We start from the raw sequence: 21,654 nt of genomic DNA, 5'->3' as shown, positions 1-21,654 counted from the left end.
CGGCGGACGGAAGGTGCCAGCGGCTACCGGATGTCGTTGTACACCGTGGCCCGGGACACGCCCAGGTGCTGGGCCACCGTGTCCATGGAGCGCTTGATCTCCAGGAAGCCCTCGCCCTTGAGCGTCTGCAGCAGTTCGCGCCGCTGCTCGGTGCGCAGCGCGCGGGGCGTGGTGGCGAGCGTCATCGCGAAGCGGTCGATGCGGTCGCGCAGGGCCTCGGCATTGCCCGTGTCGAGCGTCTCCTTGCGACCGTCCTCGCCGATGGCGGAGAACTGCTCGATCATGGTGGCGATCCCGCGGAAGACGGTCATGTCCACGTTCAGGCACAGCGCGGCGAAGTAGTGCCCTTCGGAATCCTTGATGCCGATCGAGGTGCTTTTCGCGCGGCGGCCGTCGGCGAACTGGTTGGCGTAGTTGGCCAGCACCTGGGGGTACTGGTCGTCCGCGATGCGGGCCAGGCCCAGTTCCGTCGCGGGATCGCCGACCTGCCGGCCGGACAGGTTGTTGTGGATCGCGAGGATCGCGTGCTTGGGGGACCGCAGGTCGTGCAGCACGACCTCGGTGAACGGCGCGAACGTCTCTCCCAGCGCGGAGGCGATGTGCTGGACCTGCTCGAGGATGGCCTGCTGCTCCGCGGTGTGCGCCTTCTTTTTCATCTGGACATTTTATCCAGCATTGGTCAGTTGACCGGGCATTCTGCTGGAGGCCATGGCCGGCCCCTGTCCAAAAACAAACATATTGTCCAATTTTAGATTTATCATCCAACATCGACGACAGCGTGCGGCCGGCTGCGGCGCGCCAGGCATTGAAAGCAGGAACCCGAGACATGACGACTTCGCTCTACATCGACCCGGCCAGCGGCCGGACCTACCCCCTGGACGTGCCGCGGTGGTGCTCCGACGACCGCAAGCCGCTGCTGATCACGCCGCAGCCCGGCATGTCGCGCGACGACATCGACCGCACGTGCCGCTCCCAGTGGCGCTACCGGGCATCGCTGCCGCTGGACGTGGCGCGCCCGATCTCCATGGGCGAGGGCTGCACGCCCCTCGTGCAGAAGGAATGGGGTGCCCACCGGCCGCATTTCAAGCTGGAATGGTTCCACCCGACCAGCAGCTTCAAGGACCGGGGCACCACGGTGATGCTCTCCGTGCTGCGCCAGCAGGGCATCGATGCGGTGCTGGAGGACAGCTCGGGCAACGGCGGTGCGTCGGTGTCCGCATACGGTGCCGCGGGCGGCATGCGCGTGAAGATCCTCGCGCCGGCCTATGCCTCGAAACCGAAGATCGCGCAGATGCGTGCCTACGGGGCGGAGGTGCAGCTGGTCGAGGGGCCGCGGCAGGCCTGCGAGGACGAGGCGGTGCGGCAATCGGCCCATATCTTCTATTCCAGCCACAACTGGCAGCCCTTCTTCCTCGAGGGCACGAAGGCGATCGGCTACGAGATCTGGGAAGACCTCAACTTCCGCGCGCCGGACAACATCGTCATGCCCGCCGGCGCCGGCAGCAACGTGCTGGGGTGCTTCATGGCGTTTTCCGAGCTGCTGCGCGCGGGCCAGATCGCGAAGATCCCGCGCCTGTTCGTCTGCCAGCCGCTGAACTGCTCGCCCATCGACGCGAGCTTCCAGGCGGGCGTGACGACGCCGGTGGCCCGCGAGGTGCGCAAGACGGTGGCCGAGGGAACGGCGATCGCGCACCCCCTGCGGCTGCGGGAGCTTGTCTCGGCGGTGCAGGCCACCGGCGGTGCCACCGTGGCGCTGCAGGAGCAGGCGATCGTCGATGCGCTGAAGAAGGCGGCGCACACGGGCCTGCTGCCGGAGCTCACCTCCGCCACGGCGATTGCCGGGCTCGACCACCTGATCCAGGCCGGCACGGTTCGCGAGAGCGAAGAGACGGTGGTGATCCTCACGGCCACCGGCATCAAGAATGCCGACGCCATCGCGGAGATGTTCGCATGACGGCTTCGACCACCCGGGATGCGCGGCTGCTGCTGCTCACCAGGGACCACGTGGAACAGCTGCTGCAGCCGGAGGGCGTGCTGGCCGCCGTGCGCGAGGCCTTCGTCCTGCACAGCGAGCGGGCCGGCCGGGTGTTCCCGGTGGTGCGCGAGCGCCTGGAGACGGGCGGCATCTTCGGCATCAAGTCCGGCGACGTGCCCTCGCAGGGGCTGCTCGGCTTCAAGGCGGCGGGGTTCTGGCCGTCCAACCGCGCGCTCGGAGGCGAGCCGCACCAGGCCACGATCCTGCTGATCGACCCCGCCACCGGCCGGCCCACCTGCCTGATCGACGGCAACGCGATCACCACGGCGCGCACCGGTGCCGCGGGTGGCCACGGCCTGGCGCAGCTGGCGCGGCCGGACAGCCAGCGGCTGTGCCTGTTCGGAACGGGCGTGCAGGCCGGCGTGCAGCTCACCTACGCGCTGCGGCTGCTGCCGCAGCTGCGGGACGTGCGGTACGTGACGGCCGACGGCCGTCCCGACCCGGCGTTCGAGCAGCGGTTCGCCGGCCAGTGCCTGCTGCGCCATTCCACCGACCGCAACGCGGACGTGGCCGCGAGCGACGTGGTGATCACCGCGACGCCGGGCGGCGGCCCGCTCTTCGAGCTGGACGCCGTGCGCCCCGGCACGCACCTGAACTGCGTGGGTACCGACACCCGCGGCAAGCGGGAAGCGCCGCAGGGCCTGCTGGACAAGGCCCGCGTCTACGTCGATGACGAGGCCCAGGCGCGCCAGATCGGCGAGATGCAGTGGGCGCCCGGGGCCGCGTGCACGGAAATCGGCGATGTGCTGCGGGGGAGTGCCTCCGTCGATCGGCAGCCCGGAGACATCACGCTGTTCGACATGACGGGCCTGGCCCTGCAGGACCTGACCGTGGCCCGGCTGGTGCAGCAGCAGGCCGATGCAGCCGGACTCGGGCTGCCGGTGGCCTGGCCCTGGTGACGTTCACGACCCGGAAGGGCATCGCATCGTCCATTCACGCGACCCGCGCGCGCTCCTGCGCGGGCGTCCTGCCGCACCACTGCCGGCAGGCGCGCGCGAAGTGCGACGGGTCCAGGAAACCCGCGCGCCGTCCGATCTCGGCGACGGTCAAATGCCGGTGCGAGGGCGCGTGCAGCATGCGCTGCGCCACGGCCATGCGCTCACGCATGAGCAGCAGGGCGAAGGTGCTGCCGCCCGCCGACAGCGCGCGGTGCAGCGTGCGCAGCGACACGCCCACGTCGCCCGCCACGTCGGCGGCGGTGAGGCCGGGCTCGCAGAAGCGCTGGCGCACGCAGGTTTCTATGCGCTGCAGCAGGCCGGGGCGCGGCGGCTCCTCGGGCGCGGCGCCGCAGGCCAGCGACAGCAGGCCGCCCAGGTGCTCGGCCTGCAGCGTGCCCAGGCGTTCGGGCCGCTCGGCGCGCAGCTGGCCCACGTAGGCGCTCAGCACCCTGCCCCAGCCGGCGGAGCCGTCCACGCGCCGACCCAGCCAGCGGTCGGCGGCGGGCAGCCAGGTATCGAGCCAGCCGATGGGGATCTGGATGGACACGGTGTCCACCACCTCCGTGAAGTCCAGCAGGTAGCGCCGGCGCGAGTCGATCAGCGCCAGGTCGCCGGGCAGCAGGCGCGCGGCGCCGCCATCGTCCTGCGCGACCTGGCAGGGCGCGGCTTCCTTGCACAGCAGGTAGTAGAAGTTGTCGCTCTCGCTGCGGCGTATGCCCTGCAGCGTGCGGCGCACGCGCTGGGCGCTGCCGCTCACATGGTTGACCTGCAGGCTGCCGCAGGGCATGGAGGCCAGCGTGGCCGAGAAGCCCTGGCGCTGGCCGGGCTCGACCTCCATGTCGAGGAAGCAGTCGCAGACGGCGCCGACCCAGTAGTCGGCCCGCTGCGCCGGGGGAAGGCCGTCGGTGCTCCAGATGCGGATGCCGTCGTGCATGGCATGCCTTTCGTGGGTTCTTTTCTTGTCTTGTCTTTTCTTTTGTCTCCAGCGGCGATGCTAAGCCGGCCCAGCGGCCGGCGGGCTCGGGTCCGACCCCTGGATCGGCCGGGTCCCGTCAGGCGCCCTGCCGCACGCGCCCCAGCAGCAGCACGGCCAGGGCCGCCAGCACCGCCGGCACGGCGGCCACGAGGATGATGGAGGAAGGCGTCCAGGCCGCAGCCAGCAGCGCGCCGCCCGCCAGCGGGCCGACGATGGCGCCGATGCGGCCCACGCCCAGCGCCCAGCCCACGCCGGTGGCGCGGATGTGGGTGGGGTAGATGGCGGCGGCCAGCGCGTTGCAGCCGATCTGCGCGCCCACCACGCCGAAGCCCGAGAGCGCGGCGCCGGCCAGCAGCCCCGTGAGGTTCTGCCCGCTGAAGGCGATCAGCGCGATGAAGCCGGCCGATGCGGCGTAGGCCGCGCCCAGCACGGCGTAGGCGCTGAAGCGGTCGATGAGCCGGCCCAGCACGAGCGCGCCCACCACGCCGCCCAGGTTGAGCATGGCGGTGGAGAGGATGGCTTTCTCCAGCGGCAGGCCGGCGCTCTTGAGCAGCGTGGGCAGCCAGTTGACCAGGAAGTACATGACCAGCAGGTTCATGAAGAAGGCCAGCCAGAGCAGCACGGTGGTGTGCAGGCGGCCGTGGCGGAACAGTTCGAACACCGAGAAGCCGGACTGCACGCCCGCGGCCTCGCCGCGCAGGCCGGCCATCACCGTGGCCGGGTCTTCGCCCGGGTAGGCGCTCTTCACGATGGGCTCGTAGCGCGCAGGGGCCGCGCCGCTGGCGGCCAGGTAGCGCAGCGATTCGGGCAGCAGCGCGGCCAGCACCGGCAGCAGCAGCAGGGGGAGCACGCCGCCCAGCACGAACACCGAGTGCCAGTCGAAATGCGCGATGAGCCAGCTGGAGATGAGCCCGCCCAGCGTGGAGCCCAGCGGGAAGCCGCAGAACATCACCGTGACCAGCGTGGCGCGCAGGCGCTGCGGAGCGTATTCGCTGGTGAGCGCGATGATGTTGGGCATGGCCGCGCCCAGGCCCACGCCGGTGATGAAGCGGTAGGCCAGCAGTTCGTTCATGCTGGTGGCCCAGGCGGTGAGCAGCGCGAACAGGCCGAAGATGAAGGTGGACAGCAGGATCACCTTCTTGCGGCCCCAGCGGTCCGCCGCCGGGCTGAGCAGGAAGGCGCCGGCCATCAGGCCGAACAGGCCCGCCGCGAAGATGGGGCCGAACTCGGAAGCCTTCAGGCCCCAGTCTTCCGCGATGCGCGGCGCCACATAGGCGATGGACTGGGTGTCGAAGCCGTCGAGCATGGCGACGATGGCGCACAGCAGCGTCACGCGCAATTGCAGCGGCCCGAAGGCGGCGCGGTCTGCCGCCGGAATGCCGGCGGCCATGGATGGGTTCATTGTTGTCTCGCTCCGTTTTTATGGATGGAAGGGGCCCGGCCCGCCGGTACCGGATGGCTTGTCGCCATCCTGGCCGGCGGATCTCTGGGCCCTGGGACTCGCTCAGATCAGGTCATGGCTGGTAGTCCGGCTGCGCCTGCGGCCGCGCCGCGACGAAGGCGGGATGCTGCTCGGCATGCGCGTGGACGGCCATCACGCGGGCGTAGGGCGCAAGGTCGCAACCCGCGCGCAGGGCGTTCGCCACCTGGGGCACCAGGCACACGTCGGCCAGGGTGGGCGCGGCGCCGAAGCACCAGGGCCCCTTGCCGCCCTCGCCTTCACCGCCGTGCCGCTCCAGCAGCCGCTCCACGGCCTCGAAGCCTTCGGCGGCCCAGTGGGCGTACCAGGCGTCCTTCTGCGCCGCGCTCAGGGCCAGCGGGCCCTGCAGGTACTTGAGGATGCGCAGGTTGTTGACCGGGTGCATGTCGCAGGCGATCACGTTGGCCAGCTCCAGCACGCGGGCGCGCAGGCGGGGTTCGAGCGGGATCAGCCGGGGCTCGGGGTGGCGCTGGTCCAGGTAGTCCAGGATGGCCATGGACTGGCCCAGGGCGAAGTCGCCATCCACCAGCGTGGGCACGACGCGCGCGGCGTTGAGCTCGGCATAGTCCGCCGCGCGGTGCTCGCCGGTGCGGATGTTCACGCCGTGGTAGTCGGCCGGCAGCCCCTTGAGCGCCAGCGCGATGCGCACCCGGTACGAGGTGGAGCTGTTGAAGAAGCTGTAGAGCTGCATGGCGGTGCCCATCGAGCGTCAGACCACGTCCACCGTCAGCTCGCCCAGGCGCTCCACGCCCACCACCATGCGGTCGCCGCGCACCACCGGGCCCACGCCTTCGGGCGTGCCGGTGTAGATCAGGTCGCCGGGCTCCAGGCGGAAATACGTGGAGAGGTCCGCGATGGTCTCGGCCACCGACCAGATCAGGTGCGTGACGTCGCTGCGCTGGCGGTCCGCGCCGTTCACGGTGAGCCAGAGGCCGGCCTGCTCGAAGTGGCCCACGTCGCTCGCGCGGTGGATGGGGCCGATGGGCGCGGAGGCGTCGAAGGCCTTGCCGATCTCCCAGGGGCGGCCCATCTGGCGCATCTCCATCTGGCGGTCGCGGCGGGTCATGTCCAGGCCCACGGCATAGCCCCAGGCATGCTCCAGCGCCTGCTCGCGCGGAATGTCGCTGCCGGCCTTGCCGATGGCGACGACCAGCTCGGCCTCGTAGTGGAAGTTGTCGGTGCGCGAGGGATACGGCAGCCGCAGCGTCTCGCCGTAGGCCACGGGAATCACCGCATCGGCCGGCTTGCAGAAGAAGAACGGCGGCTCGCGGTCGGGGTCGAACCCCATCTCCCGCGCATGGGCCGCGTAGTTGCGCCCCACGCAGTACACGCGGCGCACGGCAAAAGCATCCTGGGTGCCCACGACAGGCACGGCAACGGTAGGGGGAGCAGGGAAAACGAAGGCCATGGTTTTTTTCTTTCGGAGAAATGAATCGTTCAAAGGGGAAGCAGGGTCACGCTCGTAAGCGGTCCACAGAGCCTCTATGGCAAGGCGCCGCATCGCAGACAGTGGCAACGCCACGGCAAGATGCGGCAACGCGGCCAGAGAGGCTCTGTGGACCGCGCCCCGTCACAGGCGGTGTTCGCGGTGGAGGTGGAGTGCTGCCTGCACGGGCCGGTCGGAGTAGCTGAACAGCACCGCGTCCTGCGTGGCGGCCAGCTGCACCGGCGCCCACGACGGCGCGACGAAGGTGTCGCGCGGGCCGAACTGGAAGGTGCTGTCTCCGATGCGCGCCGTGCCCTGGCCTTCGACCACGCTGAACACGGTGGCATCGGTGCCGCGGTAGGTGCGGCCCTGGAAGCCGGCCGGCAGGAACTGCAGGAAGGTGGCCATGGTGGGCATGGGCGAGCCGCCGGTGGCGGGGTTCACGTAGCGCAGCTTCACGCCGTCCCAGGCGTCGAGTTCGCCCTGGCGGAACAGCCGGTCCAGCGCCTCGCGGCTGCGGTCGTAGGGGTAGCAGAAGATGGGCGAGGTCGAGGCCGAGTCCGCCGCGCGGTGGCGCACCGGGGCCATGTTGTGGCCGAAGGTGGCGAAGCTGTGGCCTTCGGGGCGGGTCACGGGCTGCACGGCCTCGGGGTAGTTCTCGGCGAAGCCGGCATCCAGGTGGCCGATGAGCGGGATGTCCAGGCCGTCCAGCCACACCACGGGCTCGCCGCCCTCGTCCAGCCGGGGGTTGCCGTGGTCGTGCCAGGTCCACGAGGGGGTGATGATAAAGTCGCCCGGCCGCATGGTGGTGCGCTCGCCGTTGACGGCCGTGTAGGCGCCCTGGCCTTCCACGATGAAGCGCAGCGCCGACTGCGTATGGCGGTGGCTGGGCGCCACCTCGCCGGGCAGGATCAGCTGCAGGCCCGCGTACAGCGTGGAGGTGATGCTGGAGCGGCCCGGCAGGCCGGGGTTCTCCAGGATGAGAACGCGGCGCACGGCCTCTTCGGCGCTGATGAGCTCGCCGGCCTGCATGACCAGCGGCCGAACCTCCTCGTAGCGCCAGAAGGCGGGCACGGCCTGCGGGCGCGGCTCGCGCGGCACCAGGCTGTGCAGCGACTCCCACAAAGGCGCCATGCCATGGCGGGCGATGCGGTCGTAGTAGGCCTGGCGTCCGGACGTCTGGGCGCCTTCCGCGGCGGACCGGGCGAGGGTGGTGGTGTCCATGCGTTGTCTCCTGTATCTGCAGAAATTATTCGGCGCCAGCGATAGTCCGTAAAATCATTTATTGGTCTTATTCATAATCTTTTGGATATACCTCGACCCCAAGGACCGCGCCATGGACTGGACCCACCGATTGCGGCTGCGCCAGCTGCAGATGCTCCTGAGCCTCGCGCAGACCGGCAACATGAGCCAGTCGGCCCAGCAGCTGCATACCGCGCAGCCCGCCCTCTCCAAGTGGCTCAAGGAACTCGAGGACGACCTGGGGCTCGTGCTGTTCGAGCGCCACGCGCGCGGCCTGCGCCCCACCCCGCAGGGCGAGGCGCTGATCGCCCATGCCCGCCGCATCGAGGCCCACCTGGACAGCGCCCGCGACGACATGCAGGCCCTGCGCGACGGTGGCAGCGGCCTGGTGGTGGTGGGCACCTCGGGCGCATCCGCCTCCGACGTGGTGCCCATGGCCGTGCTGCGCCTGCTGGAATGGCTGCCGCGCGCACAGATCCGCCTGGCCGAAAGCACCATGAACGTGCTCATGCAGCAACTGGCCAGCGGCGAACTGGACGTGGTGGTGGGCCGCTCCGCCCCGGAACTGCACGACACCCACATCCACGCCGAGACGCTCTACATGGAGCCCATCCACCTGGTGGCACGCCCGCAGCACCCGCTGCTGCAGCGCCCGGACAGCCCGCCCGACTGGCCCGACCTGATGGCGTACCGCTGGCTGGTCTGGCCACGCGGCACGCCCATCCGCAACGCGCTGGAGAACGCGCTCGTCGCCGCCGGCCACGCCCTGCCGCCGGGCAGCGTGGAATCCAACTCCGTCACGCTCAACCTCACCCTGCTGGGCCACAGCGACATGATCGGGCTGGCCTCGCACCGGGCGGCGCTGCGCTTCTCGCACATGGGCGCGCTGCGCGTGCTGCCGGTGCGGCTGTCGGGCTTCGGCTCGGTGTCGATGTACTGGCGCGAGAACACGACCGACCGCACGGCCGTGGCCACCATGCTGCGCGCGCTGCGCGAAGTCTCCGCGCCGGTGTCCTGAAGGCGCGTGCAGGCCCGGGCGAGTGCGGGCACCATGCGGGTTCTGGCGCACGCCGCCGCATCCCTGTGGAGGAGACACCCATGGCCCAGGCCACCCACGAGGTTTTCAACCAATACGCCGAGCTGGCCGACTACGACCTGCTCGCCACCGACGCCGCACTGCAGGAGGCGCTGCAGCGCACAGGCGCCGCACATGCCCTGCCCGCGCTGGGCGAATACGCCCGACGGCTCGGCAGCGCCGAAACCCAGGCCCTAGCCCAGCTGGCCAACCGCCACACGCCCACGCTGCACCGCTTCGACAGCCGGGGCCGGCGCATCGACCGGGTGGAGTTCCATCCCGCCTGGGACGCGCTCATGGCGCTCTACCGCGGCCAGGGGCTGGTCTCCATGCCCTTCGACAGCGACCGGCCCGGCCGCTGGCCCGCATGGGCCGCCGGCTTCTACCTGCACGGGCAGGTGGAACAGGGCACGCTCTGCCCCGCCACGATGACGCAGGCCGCCATCCCGCTGCTGCGCAAGGAGCCCGCCCTCTGGGCACAACTGGGCGACCGGCTCTACAGCCGCGTCCACGACCCGCGCGAGCTGCCCGCGCATGAGAAAGCCGGCATCTGGCTGGGCATGGGCATGACGGAAAAACAGGGCGGCTCCGACGTGCGCGCCAACACCACCGTGGCCATGCCCCTGGGCGCAGGCGGGCGCGGCGGCGAATACCGGCTGCGGGGCCACAAGTGGTTCTTCTCCACCCCGCAGAGCGACGCACACCTCGTGGTGGCGCGCACGGGCGAAGGCGGCCCCTTCGCCTGCTTCTACGTGCCGCGCCGCCTGCCCGATGGCACGCTCAACGGCGTACACGTGCAACGCCTCAAGGACAAGGTGGGCAACCGCAGCAACGCCAGCGGCGAGGTCGAGTTCGACGATGCCTGGGGCGTGCTCATGGGCGAAGAGGGCCGCGGCATTCCCACCATCATCGAGATGGCCACGTATACCCGCCTCAACTGCGTGGCCGGCAGCGCCGCCATCCTGCGGCAGGCCACGGTGCAGGCCATCGCGTACGCGCGTCGGCGCCACGCCTTCGGCCGTGCGCTGGCGGAGCAGCCCCTGATGCGCACCGTGCTCGCGGATCTGGCGCTGGAAAGCGAGGCCGCGCTCGCCCTGCTGATGCGCCTGGCCGAAGCCTTCGAGCGCGACGACGGCGGCACCGCCAGCCCGGCCGACCGCGCCTGGAAGCGCGTGATGACGCCGGCCGCCAAGTTCTGGGTCTGCAAGCGCGGCGTGGAGATGTCGGGCGAGGCGATGGAAGTGTTCGGCGGCAACGGCTACGTGCAGGAGGGCGTGATGGCACGCCTGTTCCTCGAGGCACCCGTCAACTCCATCTGGGAGGGGTCGGGCAATGTGATGTGCCTGGACGTGCTGCGGGCGCTGGCCCGCGATCCCGGCGCCGCCCAGGCCCTGCTGGAAGAGCTCGCGCCCGCGGCGCAGGGCGAGCTGCGCATCGGCGCCGCGCTGCGCCAACTGGGCGTCCTGCTTGCGCTGCCGCCGCACGAACTGGAAGCCATGGGCCGCCTCGCGGTGCAGCGCCTGGTGCTGGTCGCCCAGGCCTGCCTGCTGCGCCAGCATGCGCCCTCGGCCGTGGCCGACGCCTTCATCGCCACGCGCCTCGGCGACGCGGGCGGCGGGCGCGTGGCGGGCGCGGTCGATGCGCGCACACTGGACGTGGACGCCATCCTGCGGCGAGCCTGGCCCGCCTGAGCACGGGCGCGGCGCCATCCTTCGTGCCATCGCGCGGGACTTCGCGGACCCGGCCGCCGGAAGCCCGGCACGGCCCCACCATGGGTGGAAGGCCTGCCGCCAGCCGCACCGCCAAGCGTCCTCCACATCGCTCCATGCATTCCATTTCCGCACGCCCCTGCTCTCCTTCCGCACGGCCGGATGTCTCCGGCACCCCCCCGCCGCAACGGACGCCACGCGGTGCCCGCTCGCCCTCGCCCCGCCAGGCGACAGATGGTCTGGTCTCCCGGTCTTCACCACCCGCGCCGGACAGCCCGATGGCACCCCGGCCCCCGTCGCCTTCCGCTTCCACGGCCCATGAACGGCTGCAGGCAATGCTGCTGCAACGGGCCGAGGGATCGGTCGATCCGGAGCCCGCAGGGATGGACCAGGACCCGGACACCGGCTGGGACTCGGACACGGATTCCGAGGCCAGCTTCGATGTCATCGTGGACGACGGCCCGATCCAGGCTGCGCGCCGCGCACGGCTCTCGGACATCACGCAGGCACTGGCCAGCGCACGCACGCCCGAGGCCCTGGATGCCATGGTGGCCCGGGCCACGGAAATGGCCCGGGCAGCCCTGGGCAGCACACTGCCCACCGGGGAGGACATTTCCCAAGCCCTGAGGCCCACGTACGACCACAGGTCGAGTGGCTTCATGCAAGTGAAGCAGGCCCTGGGGCATATCGAGGCCGCCGCAAACGCCTGGGAAGCCGCAGCGGAACACCATGAGGCCGCGCTGTCCGCACGCGAAATGCTGCTGCCCCACGCAGGCCCCGACCAGCTCGACCAGCAACTCTGGCAGCTGCAGACCGTGGCCTGCCGCCTGCGTGCGCAGGAAACGACCCTGAAGGGACTGCTCCTGCTGCGGCAGGCCCCCCACGCCGGGGCGGCAGGCAAAAGCCGGACGCACGAAGAAGCCGCAGCCCGACTGCGCGAGGCCTGCGGCCTGCGGAGGTACGAAACACTGGCAGGCCTGCCAGACGCCGTCATGGACATCGACGCAGCGCTGCGCCAGGAGCTGGCCGGTATCGGCCCGCGGATGAAAGACCTGCTGGACGCGATCGGCCCGGACGGCAAGCTGCCCGGAATCCCGTCGCGCCTGCCCCCACCGGGCAACGATGCCCTCGAAGCCGGCGCCATCGAGGAAGCCTGGCTCACGGCCTACGCGCACTCCTGCGCCGCGCTGGAAGACACTGCTCGCGCCTTGCTCGAGGCCTGGTCGCATCCGCCCGATGGCGCCGGCCCCGAGGCTGCCGTGAAGGCAAGCGCCCTGACCCACCCCGAAGCCCGGGAAAGCCGCGCCACTTTGCGGCGTGAAGCGGCACTGCACAAAACCATGGCTCCCCTGCTGGCCGGCCTGCAGCCCCCGCAGGAAGGTGCCTCCGCACGGCAAGGCACACGACAGGACACGCAGCCCCAGGCGCCCTGGCGGCAGGCGCTGGAAACGCTCGAAGAACAGCACCTCGCCCTGCAGCGCGTGGAGAACGCCGGCCGCACGCTCCAGGCCCACACCGCGCCGTGGAGCCCGGTGCAGCGCGAGGCCTCGCGCGATGCCATCGGCAGCCTGCAGGCGCGCATTGCCGCCGCGCAAGCGGCCGCATCGGACCGGGGCCGGGCAGCGGTCCTGCAATTGCTGGGCCACCTGGCCAGGCAAGGCCTCCACGCAGCGCAGGCAATGCCTCAGGGCGACCCGGCCACGGCCCGGTACGCGCTGACCGGCGCGGCCGAGGCCGCCCGGCATGCCCGGGATGCACTGGAACGTTCAGGAATGCATGCGAGCATGGCCCCCCTCACACTGGAGCGGTGCAGTGCGGTATGCGCCGCCATCGCCCAGGCATGCGAAGACCTGGCGCACGCACCCCGCACAGCGACGGAGGCGAGAGACCACGCTGCACGCCTGCAGACCGCCGGACAACAGGCCCGGGCGGCGGCCTGGGGGGACATGGCCGCGGCCATGCACCAGCTGGCGTACCTCTGCGGCACGGCCTGCGACGGCGCGCTGCGCAGCGCCGCGGAAATGGAAGCGGAGGTGGCAGGCCAGGCCCGCGTCCAGAAGGAAGACGCATTGCAGGCCGCGGTGGAGGCCGCGCTCCGGGCGATGGAGCGACCACATCCGCCTGCCGTCGGCGCCAGCGACGGGCAGAGCCTGCCAACGGTGCCATGGCAGCGGCCCGGCGACCTGGTCGAGCAGCTGCGCCAGGGACTGGCGGCAACACAGCAGGCGCAATCCACGCTCGGCGAGCACCTCGCCGGCTGGACCGCGGCGCAGCGCCAGGCATCCAGCGGGACCCTCGGCGCGCTGCAGGCACGCATCGACACGGCCCATGCCGCCACGCTCGAGAAAGCCCTCTCGGCACTGGAACAGTCCTTCGAAAAAATCTGGAGGGCCACAGCGCCGGTGCTGTACGCAGATCCCGCGCAACAGCCGCGGCCTTCCGGCATCGAACACCTGGCTGTCCGAGCCTTGGCCGCAGCCGGGGAATTCCACCGGTCGCTCCATGGCATCGATGGGCCGGAACTGCCCGAGCGCGCACGCATCGCCGCCATCGCCAGGGCATTCGCCGCCTTGTCCGCGACCGGCGACGCCCTGCGCATGCCGCTGGACACTCCCACGCAAGCCCTGGCACGCGCCGAGGCTCTGGGCACGGCGGCCCGGCAGGCCAGTGAAGCCGCCCTTTCCACCTTCAAGATCCCCTTGCAGCATTGGGCACGCTGGTGCGACGGCCTCCGGACGGATGCCATCAGCTTCGCCTTGCTTCACGGCATGAAGGCCATCGACAGCCTGCGCGAGGCCAGCGAGGCAGACCTCCTGGCCGCGACGTCCCAACTCAGCGACCGGATGCTGTCCATCCATGAACTGGCCTTCGACCTCCCGCTGCAGTTCACGAGCGATGGGTCGGTCGCGCCATCGGCACAGGCCTCGCCCGCCCCGGCAGTCCCTCCAGAAGACCTGGAGTTGGCAGCGCGCGTGGCTGCCATCGCGCAACGCACCACCGACCTGCGCGCCACCCTGCTGCCGGCGCTGCCGCCCGGCACCTTGCCGGAGATGGCGCAGGACTACCAGACCTCCCGCAACAGCCTCAGCGAGACGGCCTATGCCGCACGGGTCACCTCCGGCCTGCTGCAGCTCTTCCACGAAGCCTCGCAGGCCATCGCCCAGGCGCCGGCAGACCAGCAGCCGCGGGTCGCACGGCAGTTCGCCAGAAAAGCACTCACCTATCAGCAGGACGCGGCCGGTGCCCTGGGTGACTACCTGGAGGCCAGCATGCGGCTGTCGTCCCGCAGCGGCCGCCAGGCCGCCATGATCGACGGCGCGAACATCCGCCAGAGCGAACGGCTGGTGACCCTGATGCAGCGGAGCCTGGATGGTCTGGGCCACCTCCTGGAGTGCCGGTCGATCGCGATCGGCGTCCACGCCCGGGAGGCCACCCGGCCCCGCGACGTCCGGGATGGCCTGATGACCATCGCAGACCGCTATGAGCGCGCGACCCAGAAAATCGATGACAGCCTGGAGCACATGGCGCAGCGGCTGGACGCGGAGAGCCGGCTCCCGGGCTATGCGGACATCGCGCAGGCCGAGAAGGTCAACATGGAAGGCGCATTCGGCATGCTGATGTGGCGCGGCAAATTCGAAAGCACCATCGTCCAGGCCCAGGTAGCCGCGCACTGGCTCGCCAGGTTCCTGGGCCCGGACGTGCAGCGGCGCACGGCGAAAGACCTGGAAGTCTGCACCGAATTCATCGATTTACTCCACAACGACCTCTCCGAGAAGAACCAGTTCGCCCTCCGCGAACTGCGCGATGACGGCAACGCCCACCTGGTCAGGAAGATGCTCAAGGCATCGCTGGAGTGCATGCAGCGGCTCAAGGCCTTCAAAGCGCCGATCGCCAGCCGTGCACAGGAACTCGCCGCCGCGGCAGCAGCCGCCTCGTCCAGTACGGCGCCCGCCATCGCCCCCGCGAAGGCACCGCGCCACCGCCGCAGGCGCTGACGGCCGGCGGCCACACGCCTCAACGGCGGATGGGCGCCCAGGTCCTGCTCCGGCACAGCCAGGCAACCGCGGCCAGCAATGCCGTCAAAAGCAGCAGGCCACCTTCCGTCAGCCCCGGAATGGCGACCGGGGCCGGCGCTGCGGAGAGCGCCAACGCATAGCTGCGGCTGGCCTGTCCCGCGGTCCCGGACGTACTGTCGGTCACGGTCAGCGTGAAGGCGAAATCGCCCACCACCGTGGGCGTGCCGCTGAGCGCACCCGTCGCACTGTCGAGGCGCAGACCCTCCGGCAATGCACCGGCGCTCAGCGCATAGGTGTACGGGGCGACGCCTCCGGTCGCCTGGTTGATCGTGGCACTGTAGGCCTGGCCGCGGGTGCCGCCGGGCAGCGTCGTCGCCGGCAGGGTCAGCACCGGAGCGGCAACGGTCAGGGTGTAGGCGCGGTTGCCGGTGGCCGGATTGACGTTGCGGCTGTCGGTGGCGGTCACGGTGAAGCTGAAACTGCCGCTGGCCGTGGGAGTGCCCGACAGCACGCCGGCGCTGCTCAGGCCCAGCCCGGCTGGCAGGGCGCCGGCGGTGACGGCGAAGGTGTATGGCGCGGTCCCGCCATTGGCGCCAAGGGTCTGGCTGTAGTTCGTGCCGGCGGTGGCCGCCGGCAGCGACGCCGGCGAGATCGTCACCACGGCATCGTCGTTGAGGATGGTGCCGGTGGCCGTGGCGCGGGCAATGCTCGCGTTGCTGGCGCCGGACAGATTCAGGGTAAAGGTCTCGTCCGGCTCGACGGTGGTGTCGCCGTTGATGGTCACCGCCACGTTCTGCGTCGTCGTGCCCGGGGGGAAGGTCAGCGTGCCAGAAGCGGCGACATAGTCGCTGCCGGCGTTGGCGCTGCCATCGGCGGTCGCATAGTTGACCGTGACGGTCCGGCCGCTGGCCGCGCTGAGGCTGACGGTGAACGTCGCCGTGGTCGTGAGGTTGTTGCCTTCGGTGACGCTGACATCGCCGACCGTCAGCGCCGGCACCGCATCGTCGTTGACGATCGTGCCCTGGCCTTGCCCATCGGCGACGGTGGCTCCACTGACGTTGGTGACGTTGACGAAGAAGGTTTCGTTCGGTTCGTTGAGCGTGTCGCCGACCACCTGCACGGTGAAGGTGGCGCTGCTGCTGCCGGCCGGGATGGTCAGCCCGGTCACGCTGGACGCGATGTAGTCCGTGCCCGCGGTCGCTGTACCGTCGGCAGTGGCGATGTTGAAGCTGACCCCGCCGGTACCGGCCGGCTGGCTGAGCGAAACGGTGAAGGTGAACGCGGTGGTGCCGGAGTTGCCCTCGTTCTGCGACACGTCGTTGACCGACAGCGCCGGCAGGTCGTCGTTGAGGATGGTGCCGGTGGCGCTGTTCGGCGACCCGACCGTGTAGCCGCTGCCCGCGTTGAGGCTGATCACCACGGTCTCGTCGGGTTCGACGGTGGTGTCGGGGGTGGGATCGATGGTAATCGTGCCGCTGGTCTGCCCGGCGGCGATCACCAGCGGCGAATTGACCGCGGCGTAGTCGGTGCCGGACGTCGCGGTACCGCCCACGCTGAAGCCGATGGACAGCGCCGAGGGAGACGGTTGGTCCAGGGCGACGGTATAGACCAGATTGGCGGCGCCGTCCTCGGCCACGCTGGCCGGCGACACGCTGATGCTGGCCACGGGGAAATCGTCGTTGACGATGGTGGCCGTGGCGCTGGACGGGTTGCCGATCGAGTAGCCGCTACCGCTGGCCACCTGGAAGATCACCGTCTCGTCCGGCTCCACCGTGGTATCGGCGACCGGGGTGACGCTGAAGCTGGCGGAGGTGGCGTTGGCCGGCACCACGACGCTGCTGACCGCGCCGGTGTAGTCGGTCCCGCTGGTGGCCGTGCCGCTCCGGGTCAGGTTCACCGTGGTCGCCACACTGTTGGTCTGGCTCAGCGTCACCGTGTAGACGAAGGCCGTGCCGCTGTCCTCGTTGGCGCTGGACGGCGAGACCGTGATGCTGGCGGTGCGCGAGGGATTGATGGTGATGTTGAAGACGACTTGGTTGTTGTCCTCGTCCAGCAGGTAGAACGAGTCCGAGGTCGCGCCGTCGCCGTTGTTGGTATAGGTCACCGTTTGGGTGCCAGGGCCGGACTGACCGCTGAGGACATAGCTGCCGTGTGCGGGCGGCACGCTGTCATCGGTCATGCCCGTATTGGAAGGACCGTCGCAATTGCTGACGTCGAAGGTCGTGGCCCCTCCCGGGTTCACGGTCGCAGTCTGAGGCGTTGGGCAGTAGGCAGCCAGGCAGACCTGCGACGTCGCCAGCAGGCATGCCGCGATGAGCCAGCGCAGGGCCCGGCGTGCCGTGGCCCGAAGAACATTGTTTTCTTTCATTTCCCTGCCTCCCTGTCATCCTCGTAGGCGCGGGCACGCGGTGTGCCGCAGATACCGTGTGCCATGGGCGCACGGCTCGATCCCAAACAGGAAAGAATGCCCGCAGAGCCCCTTCGCCGCATGGAATTCGCCCTCTTCCAACACCAGACCATGGGGGAATGGCGCATGAGAAAACAAGCGTGTATGGATGGCCGGTCCTGTAGAGTTGGGAACTGCGGCGCGCGGCATGGGCATCCTGCTCGGCAGGCGCGACAATGGCGCCCATGCTCACCCTCCCCGACATCCAGGCCGCCGCCGCCCGACTCCAGGGCCAGGTGCTCGACACCCCCTGCGTCGAATCGCGCACGCTCTCGCAGATCGTGGGCGCGCAGGTGTTCCTCAAGTTCGAGAACCTGCAGTTCACCGCCTCTTTCAAGGAGCGCGGCGCCTGCAACAAGCTGAGCCAGCTCTCGCCCGAGGAGCAGCGGCGCGGCGTGATCGCCATGAGCGCCGGCAACCACGCCCAGGGCGTGGCCTACCATGCGCAGCGCCTGGGCCTGGCCGCCGTGATCGTGATGCCGCGCTTCACGCCCGGCGTGAAGGTGGAGCGCACGCGCGGCTTCGGCGCCGAGGTGGTACTGCACGGCGATACGCTGGAGGAAGCCCGGGCCCATGCCTATGCAATGGCCGAGGAGCGGGGACTCACGTTCGTGCACCCCTACGACGATGAAGCCGTCGCCGCGGGCCAGGGCACCGTCGGCCTGGAAATGCTGCAGGCGGTGCCGGACCTGGACTGCCTGGCCATCGCCGTGGGCGGGGGCGGCCTCATCGCCGGCATCGCCACCGCCGCCAAGGCCCTGAAGCCCGGCATCGAGATCATCGGCGTGCAAACCTCGCGCTTTCCGGCCATGGTCAATGCGGTCAAGGGCACGCAGCACCCGCAGGGCACCTCCACCATCGCCGAGGGGATCGCCGTGGGCACGCCCGGCCGGATCACCCGCGAGGTGATCGCCCGCCTGGTGGACGACCTGCTGCTCGTGGACGAGGGCGACATCGAGCAGGCCGTGCTCATGCTGCTGGAAATCGAGAAGACCCTCGTCGAGGGCGCCGGAGCCGCCGGCCTGGCGGCGCTGCTGCGGCACCCGGAGCGCTTCCGCGGCAAGCGCGTGGGCCTGGTGCTGTGCGGCGGCAACATCGACCCCCTGCTGCTGGCGGCCATCATCGAGCGCGGCATGGTGCGCTCCGGGCGCCTGGCGCGCGTGAAGGTGAGCGCGCGCGACATCCCGGGCGTGCTCGCGCGCATCACCGCCACGGTGGCCGAGGCGGGCGCCAACATCGAGGAAGTCCACCACCAGCGCGCCTTCACCATGCTGGCCGCCCAGAACGTGGAGATCGAAATCGTGCTGCAGACACGCGGCCGCGAGCACGTGCAGCAGGTACTGGCCTGCCTCCGTGCAGCGTCCATGGAAGCCGATCTCCTGTGATCCTGCGCCCCTCCGCGCTGTAGGACTGGAGCGGCTTTTGCGGGCAATATCCACAGAGTCACACGGCGTTGCATCACCGCCGCGTCGTTTTCGGCACACTGCTGCCCCATGCAGAAACCCCAACGACGCCATTTCCTCCGCACCCTCGGCCACGGCGCCGCGCTGGCCACCGCAGGCGGCCTGGGCCTGAACTGGACCCAGGCCTTCGCCGCCCTCAAGCCGCTGGGCCAGCCCCAGCCCTTCGATTTCGCGGCGCTCAAGGGCCAGGCCCGCGCCCTGGCGGCCAAGGCCTACGAGCCGCCGAAGGACACCATCCCCCCCTCGGTGTCCAAGCTCGACTGGGACCAGTACCAGTCCATCCAGTTCCGCGGCGACCACGCCCTCTGGGCCGACGAGAAACTGCGCTTCCAGGCCAAGTTCTTCCACCTGGGCCTGTTCTTCAAGAAGCCGGTGCGCATGTTCGAGCTGGCCGACGGCAAGGCCCAGGAACTGGCCTACGACCCCGAGATGTTCAACTACGGCAAGAGCGGCCTGAAGCCCGGCGACCTGCCGCCGGACCTGGGCTTCGCGGGCTTCCGCCTCAATTTCCACACCGACCCGGTGCGCGACGTGGCCGCGTTCCTGGGCGCCAGCTACTTCCGTGCCGTGGGCGGCGAGTGGCAGTACGGCCTCTCCGCCCGGGGCCTGGCCATCGATACCGGCATGCAGCGGCCGGAGGAGTTCCCGGACTTCACCGCCTTCTACCTGGAGCGCCCCGCGCCGGGCTCCAACACCGTCGTCGTGCTGGCCCTGCTGGACTCGCCCAGCATCTCCGGCGCCTACCGCTTCGCGATCACGCCGGGCGACACGCAGGTGATGGAGATCGATGCCGCCCTGTATCCGCGCAAGGCCATCGAGCGGCTGGGCATCGCGCCCTGCACCAGCATGTTCCAGCACGGCGAGAACGACCGCCGCATGGCCAACGACTGGCGTCCCGAGATCCATGACTCCGACGGCCTGCAGATGTGGCGCGGCAACGGCGAATGGGTCTGGCGGCCGCTCACCAACCCGCCGGCGCTGCAGTTCAACGCCTTCGCCGACCAGGGCCCGCGCGGCTTCGGCCTCGTGCAGCGCGACCGCAATTTCGACCACTACCAGGACGACGGCGTGTTCTACGAGCGCCGGCCCTCTCTCTGGGTGGAGCCGAAGTCCGACTGGGGCGCGGGCTCCATCCAGCTGGTGGAGATCCCCACCATCGACGAGACCTTCGACAACATCGTCGCCTTCTGGAACCCCGACCGCAAGCCGCAGCCCGGCGAGGAACTGCTGATCGGCTACCGCCTGTTCTGGGGCGCCCACCCGCCGGCCCAGTCCCCGCTGGCGCGCTGCGTGGCCACCTGGACAGGCCTGGGCGGCGTGGTCGGCCAGCCGCGCAAGTACTTCTCCTGGCGCTTCGCGGTCGATTTCGCCGGGGAGAACCTCGTGGCGCTGGGCCGCGGCGCCAAGGTCGAGCCCGTGATCACCGCGAGCCGCGGCAAGATCGAGATCACCTCGGCCCGGCCGCAGGACGCCATCCAGGGCTGGCGCGCCATGTTCGACATCAAGCCCGAGGACGACAGCACCGCGCCCATCACCATCCGCATGTTCCTGCGCGGAGAGAACGGCGCGCCGCTCACCGAAACGTGGCTCTACCAGTGGGTGCCGCCCGCCCCGGCGGACCGCCGCCTCTCCTGAGCGGCCACGCGCCGCCCGGCACGGATACTGAGGTTATTACCGAGGAAACCGCGGCACGGGCGCCGCGGGGCTGTAGCTAGAATGGGCCATCCCATCCGCAACCCCGTCCCGAGGAGAATGCCATGGCACACGACACCACCACCACACCGCACGCCGGCGAGCACCACGCACCCGACGGCGTGGAGGCCGTGGTGCCCTACATGCCCATCGTGCTGCCCATCGCGGGCGGCATCCTCATGTTGCTGCTGGCGTTCATCGCCATCTACATGGCCTGAACCCCTCCCGACCACCCGCCAGCCGGCCCCGCCCATGCGGGGCTTTTTCTTTTCGCTCTCCTCTTTCTTTTCCCAAGGACCCATCCCATGCGAGCCGGCCACGCCCTCGTCCTCTTCTCCGGTGGCCAGGACTCCACCACCTGCCTGGCCTGGGCGCTCGAGCGCTTCGAGCGGGTGGAGACCATCGGCTTCGACTACGGCCAGCGCCACCATGTGGAGCTGGACGCCCGCACCACCGTGCTGGCGGCGCTGCGCGAGCGCTTTCCGCGGTGGCGCGAGCGGTTGGGCGAAGACCACATGGTCGATCTGGCCGTGCTCGGCCAGATCAGCGACACCGCGCTCACCCGCGACACCGCCATCCAGATGACGGAAGCCGGCCTGCCCAACACCTTCGTGCCCGGCCGCAACCTGCTGTTCTTCCAGCTGGCCGCCGCCGTGGGCTACCGGCGCGGGCTCCACACCCTGGTGGGCGGCATGTGCGAGACCGACTTCTCCGGCTACCCCGACTGCCGCGACGACACCCTCAAGGCGCTGCAGGTCGCCCTCTCCCTGGGCATGGGCCAGCGCTTCACCATCGAGACGCCGCTCATGTGGATCGACAAGGCCGAAACCTGGGAAATGGCCCGGCAACTCGGAGGCGACGAACTCGTGCGGCTCATCGTGGAAGACACGCACACCTGCTACCACGGCGTGCGCGGCGCGCTGCATGCGTGGGGACACGGCTGCGGCGAATGCCCGGCCTGCGCCCTGCGACGCGCCGGACACGAGCGCTGGAGCGCACAGCGCGCCGCCTGAACAGCGCATAACCCCATGCATCTTTTGCATGGAATTCCCCCCTGTCTGACAGACAGGAAGGGGGGCTATTCATAAAATTGTCATCCCAGCCGACCTGCGGATGACGCAACCGCCCCTGGCGAACCGCCACTCCCGCGCGTTCG

16 protein-coding genes are annotated in these 21,654 nt (G+C 70.2%); 9 read left to right on the top strand and 7 right to left on the bottom strand.

Features of this window, described 5'->3' with window-relative positions; translation table 11 throughout:
* Positions 1–23: 23 nt before the first annotated feature.
* Entirely contained in the window at positions 24–656 is a 633-nt protein-coding gene (locus T336_RS0116775; protein WP_013592702.1) for a helix-turn-helix transcriptional regulator, read from the bottom strand.
* Between the two features lie 170 nt (positions 657–826).
* On the opposite strand from T336_RS0116775, the gene T336_RS0116770 reads away from it, so the two are divergent.
* On the top strand, positions 827–1,954 hold the full coding sequence (locus tag T336_RS0116770) for a threonine synthase (RefSeq protein ID WP_026433427.1): 1,128 nt from the start codon (positions 827–829) through the stop codon (positions 1,952–1,954).
* Positions 1,951–2,934, top strand: a complete 984-nt coding sequence (locus T336_RS0116765; protein ID WP_026433426.1) for an ornithine cyclodeaminase family protein — start codon at positions 1,951–1,953, stop codon at positions 2,932–2,934. Before T336_RS0116770 ends, T336_RS0116765 begins: the two co-directional genes overlap by 4 nt.
* A 34-nt stretch (positions 2,935–2,968) precedes the next feature.
* On the opposite strand, the gene T336_RS0116760 is transcribed toward T336_RS0116765, so the two are convergent.
* The 5 genes from T336_RS0116760 to gtdA form a co-directional block, all read right to left on the bottom strand.
* Complete coding sequence (locus T336_RS0116760; protein WP_026433425.1) at positions 2,969–3,907, bottom strand: AraC-like ligand-binding domain-containing protein; 939 nt, start codon at positions 3,905–3,907, stop codon at positions 2,969–2,971.
* A 118-nt stretch (positions 3,908–4,025) separates the two neighbouring features.
* Positions 4,026–5,351 carry an MFS transporter gene (locus T336_RS0116755; RefSeq protein ID WP_026433424.1) on the bottom strand — a complete coding sequence of 442 codons (1,326 nt, stop codon included), beginning with the start codon at positions 5,349–5,351 and terminating at the stop codon, positions 4,026–4,028.
* A 112-nt stretch (positions 5,352–5,463) separates the two neighbouring features.
* Positions 5,464–6,120: a maleylacetoacetate isomerase gene (gene maiA / locus T336_RS0116750; protein ID WP_026433423.1), complete on the bottom strand. Its 657-nt coding sequence runs from the start codon at positions 6,118–6,120 to the stop codon at positions 5,464–5,466.
* A gap of 18 nt (positions 6,121–6,138) precedes the next feature.
* Positions 6,139–6,837, bottom strand: a complete 699-nt coding sequence (locus tag T336_RS0116745) for a fumarylacetoacetate hydrolase family protein (RefSeq protein ID WP_026433422.1) — start codon at positions 6,835–6,837, stop codon at positions 6,139–6,141.
* Between the two features lie 162 nt (positions 6,838–6,999).
* Positions 7,000–8,079 (bottom strand): gentisate 1,2-dioxygenase, encoded by a 1,080-nt coding sequence (gene gtdA, locus T336_RS0116740; protein ID WP_026433421.1) that lies wholly within the window; start codon positions 8,077–8,079, stop codon positions 7,000–7,002.
* A gap of 112 nt (positions 8,080–8,191) precedes the next feature.
* On the opposite strand from gtdA, the gene T336_RS0116735 reads away from it, so the two are divergent.
* The 3 genes from T336_RS0116735 to T336_RS0116725 all read left to right on the top strand — a co-directional run bounded on the left by T336_RS0116735 (position 8,192) and on the right by T336_RS0116725 (position 14,876).
* Positions 8,192–9,115, top strand: coding sequence for a LysR family transcriptional regulator (locus T336_RS0116735; protein WP_026433420.1), 924 nt, complete (start codon positions 8,192–8,194; stop codon positions 9,113–9,115).
* Positions 9,116–9,195: 80 nt separating this feature from the next.
* On the top strand, positions 9,196–10,863 hold the full coding sequence (locus T336_RS0116730) for an acyl-CoA dehydrogenase family protein (protein WP_026433419.1): 1,668 nt from the start codon (positions 9,196–9,198) through the stop codon (positions 10,861–10,863).
* Between the two features lie 296 nt (positions 10,864–11,159).
* Complete coding sequence (locus tag T336_RS0116725; protein ID WP_244883975.1) at positions 11,160–14,876, top strand: hypothetical protein; 3,717 nt, start codon at positions 11,160–11,162, stop codon at positions 14,874–14,876.
* A 19-nt stretch (positions 14,877–14,895) separates the two neighbouring features.
* Here T336_RS0116725 and T336_RS25325 read toward each other — a convergent pair whose 3' ends face one another.
* Positions 14,896–17,265, bottom strand: a complete 2,370-nt coding sequence (locus T336_RS25325) for a Calx-beta domain-containing protein (protein ID WP_035226329.1) — start codon at positions 17,263–17,265, stop codon at positions 14,896–14,898.
* Between the two features lie 263 nt (positions 17,266–17,528).
* On the opposite strand from T336_RS25325, the gene T336_RS0116715 reads away from it, so the two are divergent.
* From T336_RS0116715 to queC, 4 genes are all read left to right on the top strand, one after another.
* Positions 17,529–18,728: a threonine ammonia-lyase gene (locus tag T336_RS0116715; protein ID WP_026433417.1), complete on the top strand. Its 1,200-nt coding sequence runs from the start codon at positions 17,529–17,531 to the stop codon at positions 18,726–18,728.
* Between the two features lie 108 nt (positions 18,729–18,836).
* Entirely contained in the window at positions 18,837–20,441 is a 1,605-nt protein-coding gene (locus tag T336_RS0116710; protein WP_019699833.1) for an OpgD/OpgG family glucan biosynthesis protein, read from the top strand.
* Between the two features lie 122 nt (positions 20,442–20,563).
* Positions 20,564–20,716 (top strand): hypothetical protein, encoded by a 153-nt coding sequence (locus T336_RS27140; protein WP_019699832.1) that lies wholly within the window; start codon positions 20,564–20,566, stop codon positions 20,714–20,716.
* 87 nt (positions 20,717–20,803) lie between these two features.
* Complete coding sequence (gene queC / locus T336_RS0116700; RefSeq protein WP_026433416.1) at positions 20,804–21,511, top strand: 7-cyano-7-deazaguanine synthase QueC; 708 nt, start codon at positions 20,804–20,806, stop codon at positions 21,509–21,511.
* Positions 21,512–21,654: the final 143 nt, after the last annotated feature.

The organism is Paracidovorax oryzae ATCC 19882, from assembly GCF_000687165.1.
In the GTDB taxonomy this organism is placed as follows: Bacteria; Pseudomonadota; Gammaproteobacteria; order Burkholderiales; family Burkholderiaceae_C; genus Paracidovorax; species Paracidovorax oryzae.
This window is presented reverse-complemented; position numbering and strand designations above follow the sequence as displayed.

Excerpts from the sequence above, each read along its gene's own strand:
- T336_RS0116735 (WP_026433420.1), top strand. The coding sequence starts at position 8,192 with ATGGACTGGACCCACCGATTGCGGCTGCGCCAGCTGCAGATGCTCCTG.
- T336_RS0116755 (WP_026433424.1), bottom strand. The coding sequence starts at position 5,351 with ATGAACCCATCCATGGCCGCCGGCATTCCGGCGGCAGACCGCGCCGCC.
- T336_RS0116765 (WP_026433426.1), top strand. The coding sequence starts at position 1,951 with ATGACGGCTTCGACCACCCGGGATGCGCGGCTGCTGCTGCTCACCAGG.
- T336_RS0116770 (WP_026433427.1), top strand. The coding sequence starts at position 827 with ATGACGACTTCGCTCTACATCGACCCGGCCAGCGGCCGGACCTACCCC.
- T336_RS0116710 (WP_019699833.1), top strand. The coding sequence starts at position 18,837 with ATGCAGAAACCCCAACGACGCCATTTCCTCCGCACCCTCGGCCACGGC.
- T336_RS0116730 (WP_026433419.1), top strand. The coding sequence starts at position 9,196 with ATGGCCCAGGCCACCCACGAGGTTTTCAACCAATACGCCGAGCTGGCC.
- maiA (WP_026433423.1), bottom strand. The coding sequence starts at position 6,120 with ATGCAGCTCTACAGCTTCTTCAACAGCTCCACCTCGTACCGGGTGCGC.
- T336_RS25325 (WP_035226329.1), bottom strand. The coding sequence starts at position 17,265 with ATGAAAGAAAACAATGTTCTTCGGGCCACGGCACGCCGGGCCCTGCGC.
- T336_RS0116775 (WP_013592702.1), bottom strand. The coding sequence starts at position 656 with ATGAAAAAGAAGGCGCACACCGCGGAGCAGCAGGCCATCCTCGAGCAG.
- T336_RS0116725 (WP_244883975.1), top strand. The coding sequence starts at position 11,160 with ATGGCACCCCGGCCCCCGTCGCCTTCCGCTTCCACGGCCCATGAACGG.
- T336_RS27140 (WP_019699832.1), top strand. The coding sequence starts at position 20,564 with ATGGCACACGACACCACCACCACACCGCACGCCGGCGAGCACCACGCA.
- T336_RS0116715 (WP_026433417.1), top strand. The coding sequence starts at position 17,529 with ATGCTCACCCTCCCCGACATCCAGGCCGCCGCCGCCCGACTCCAGGGC.
- T336_RS0116745 (WP_026433422.1), bottom strand. The coding sequence starts at position 6,837 with ATGGCCTTCGTTTTCCCTGCTCCCCCTACCGTTGCCGTGCCTGTCGTG.
- gtdA (WP_026433421.1), bottom strand. The coding sequence starts at position 8,079 with ATGGACACCACCACCCTCGCCCGGTCCGCCGCGGAAGGCGCCCAGACG.
- queC (WP_026433416.1), top strand. The coding sequence starts at position 20,804 with ATGCGAGCCGGCCACGCCCTCGTCCTCTTCTCCGGTGGCCAGGACTCC.
- T336_RS0116760 (WP_026433425.1), bottom strand. The coding sequence starts at position 3,907 with ATGCACGACGGCATCCGCATCTGGAGCACCGACGGCCTTCCCCCGGCG.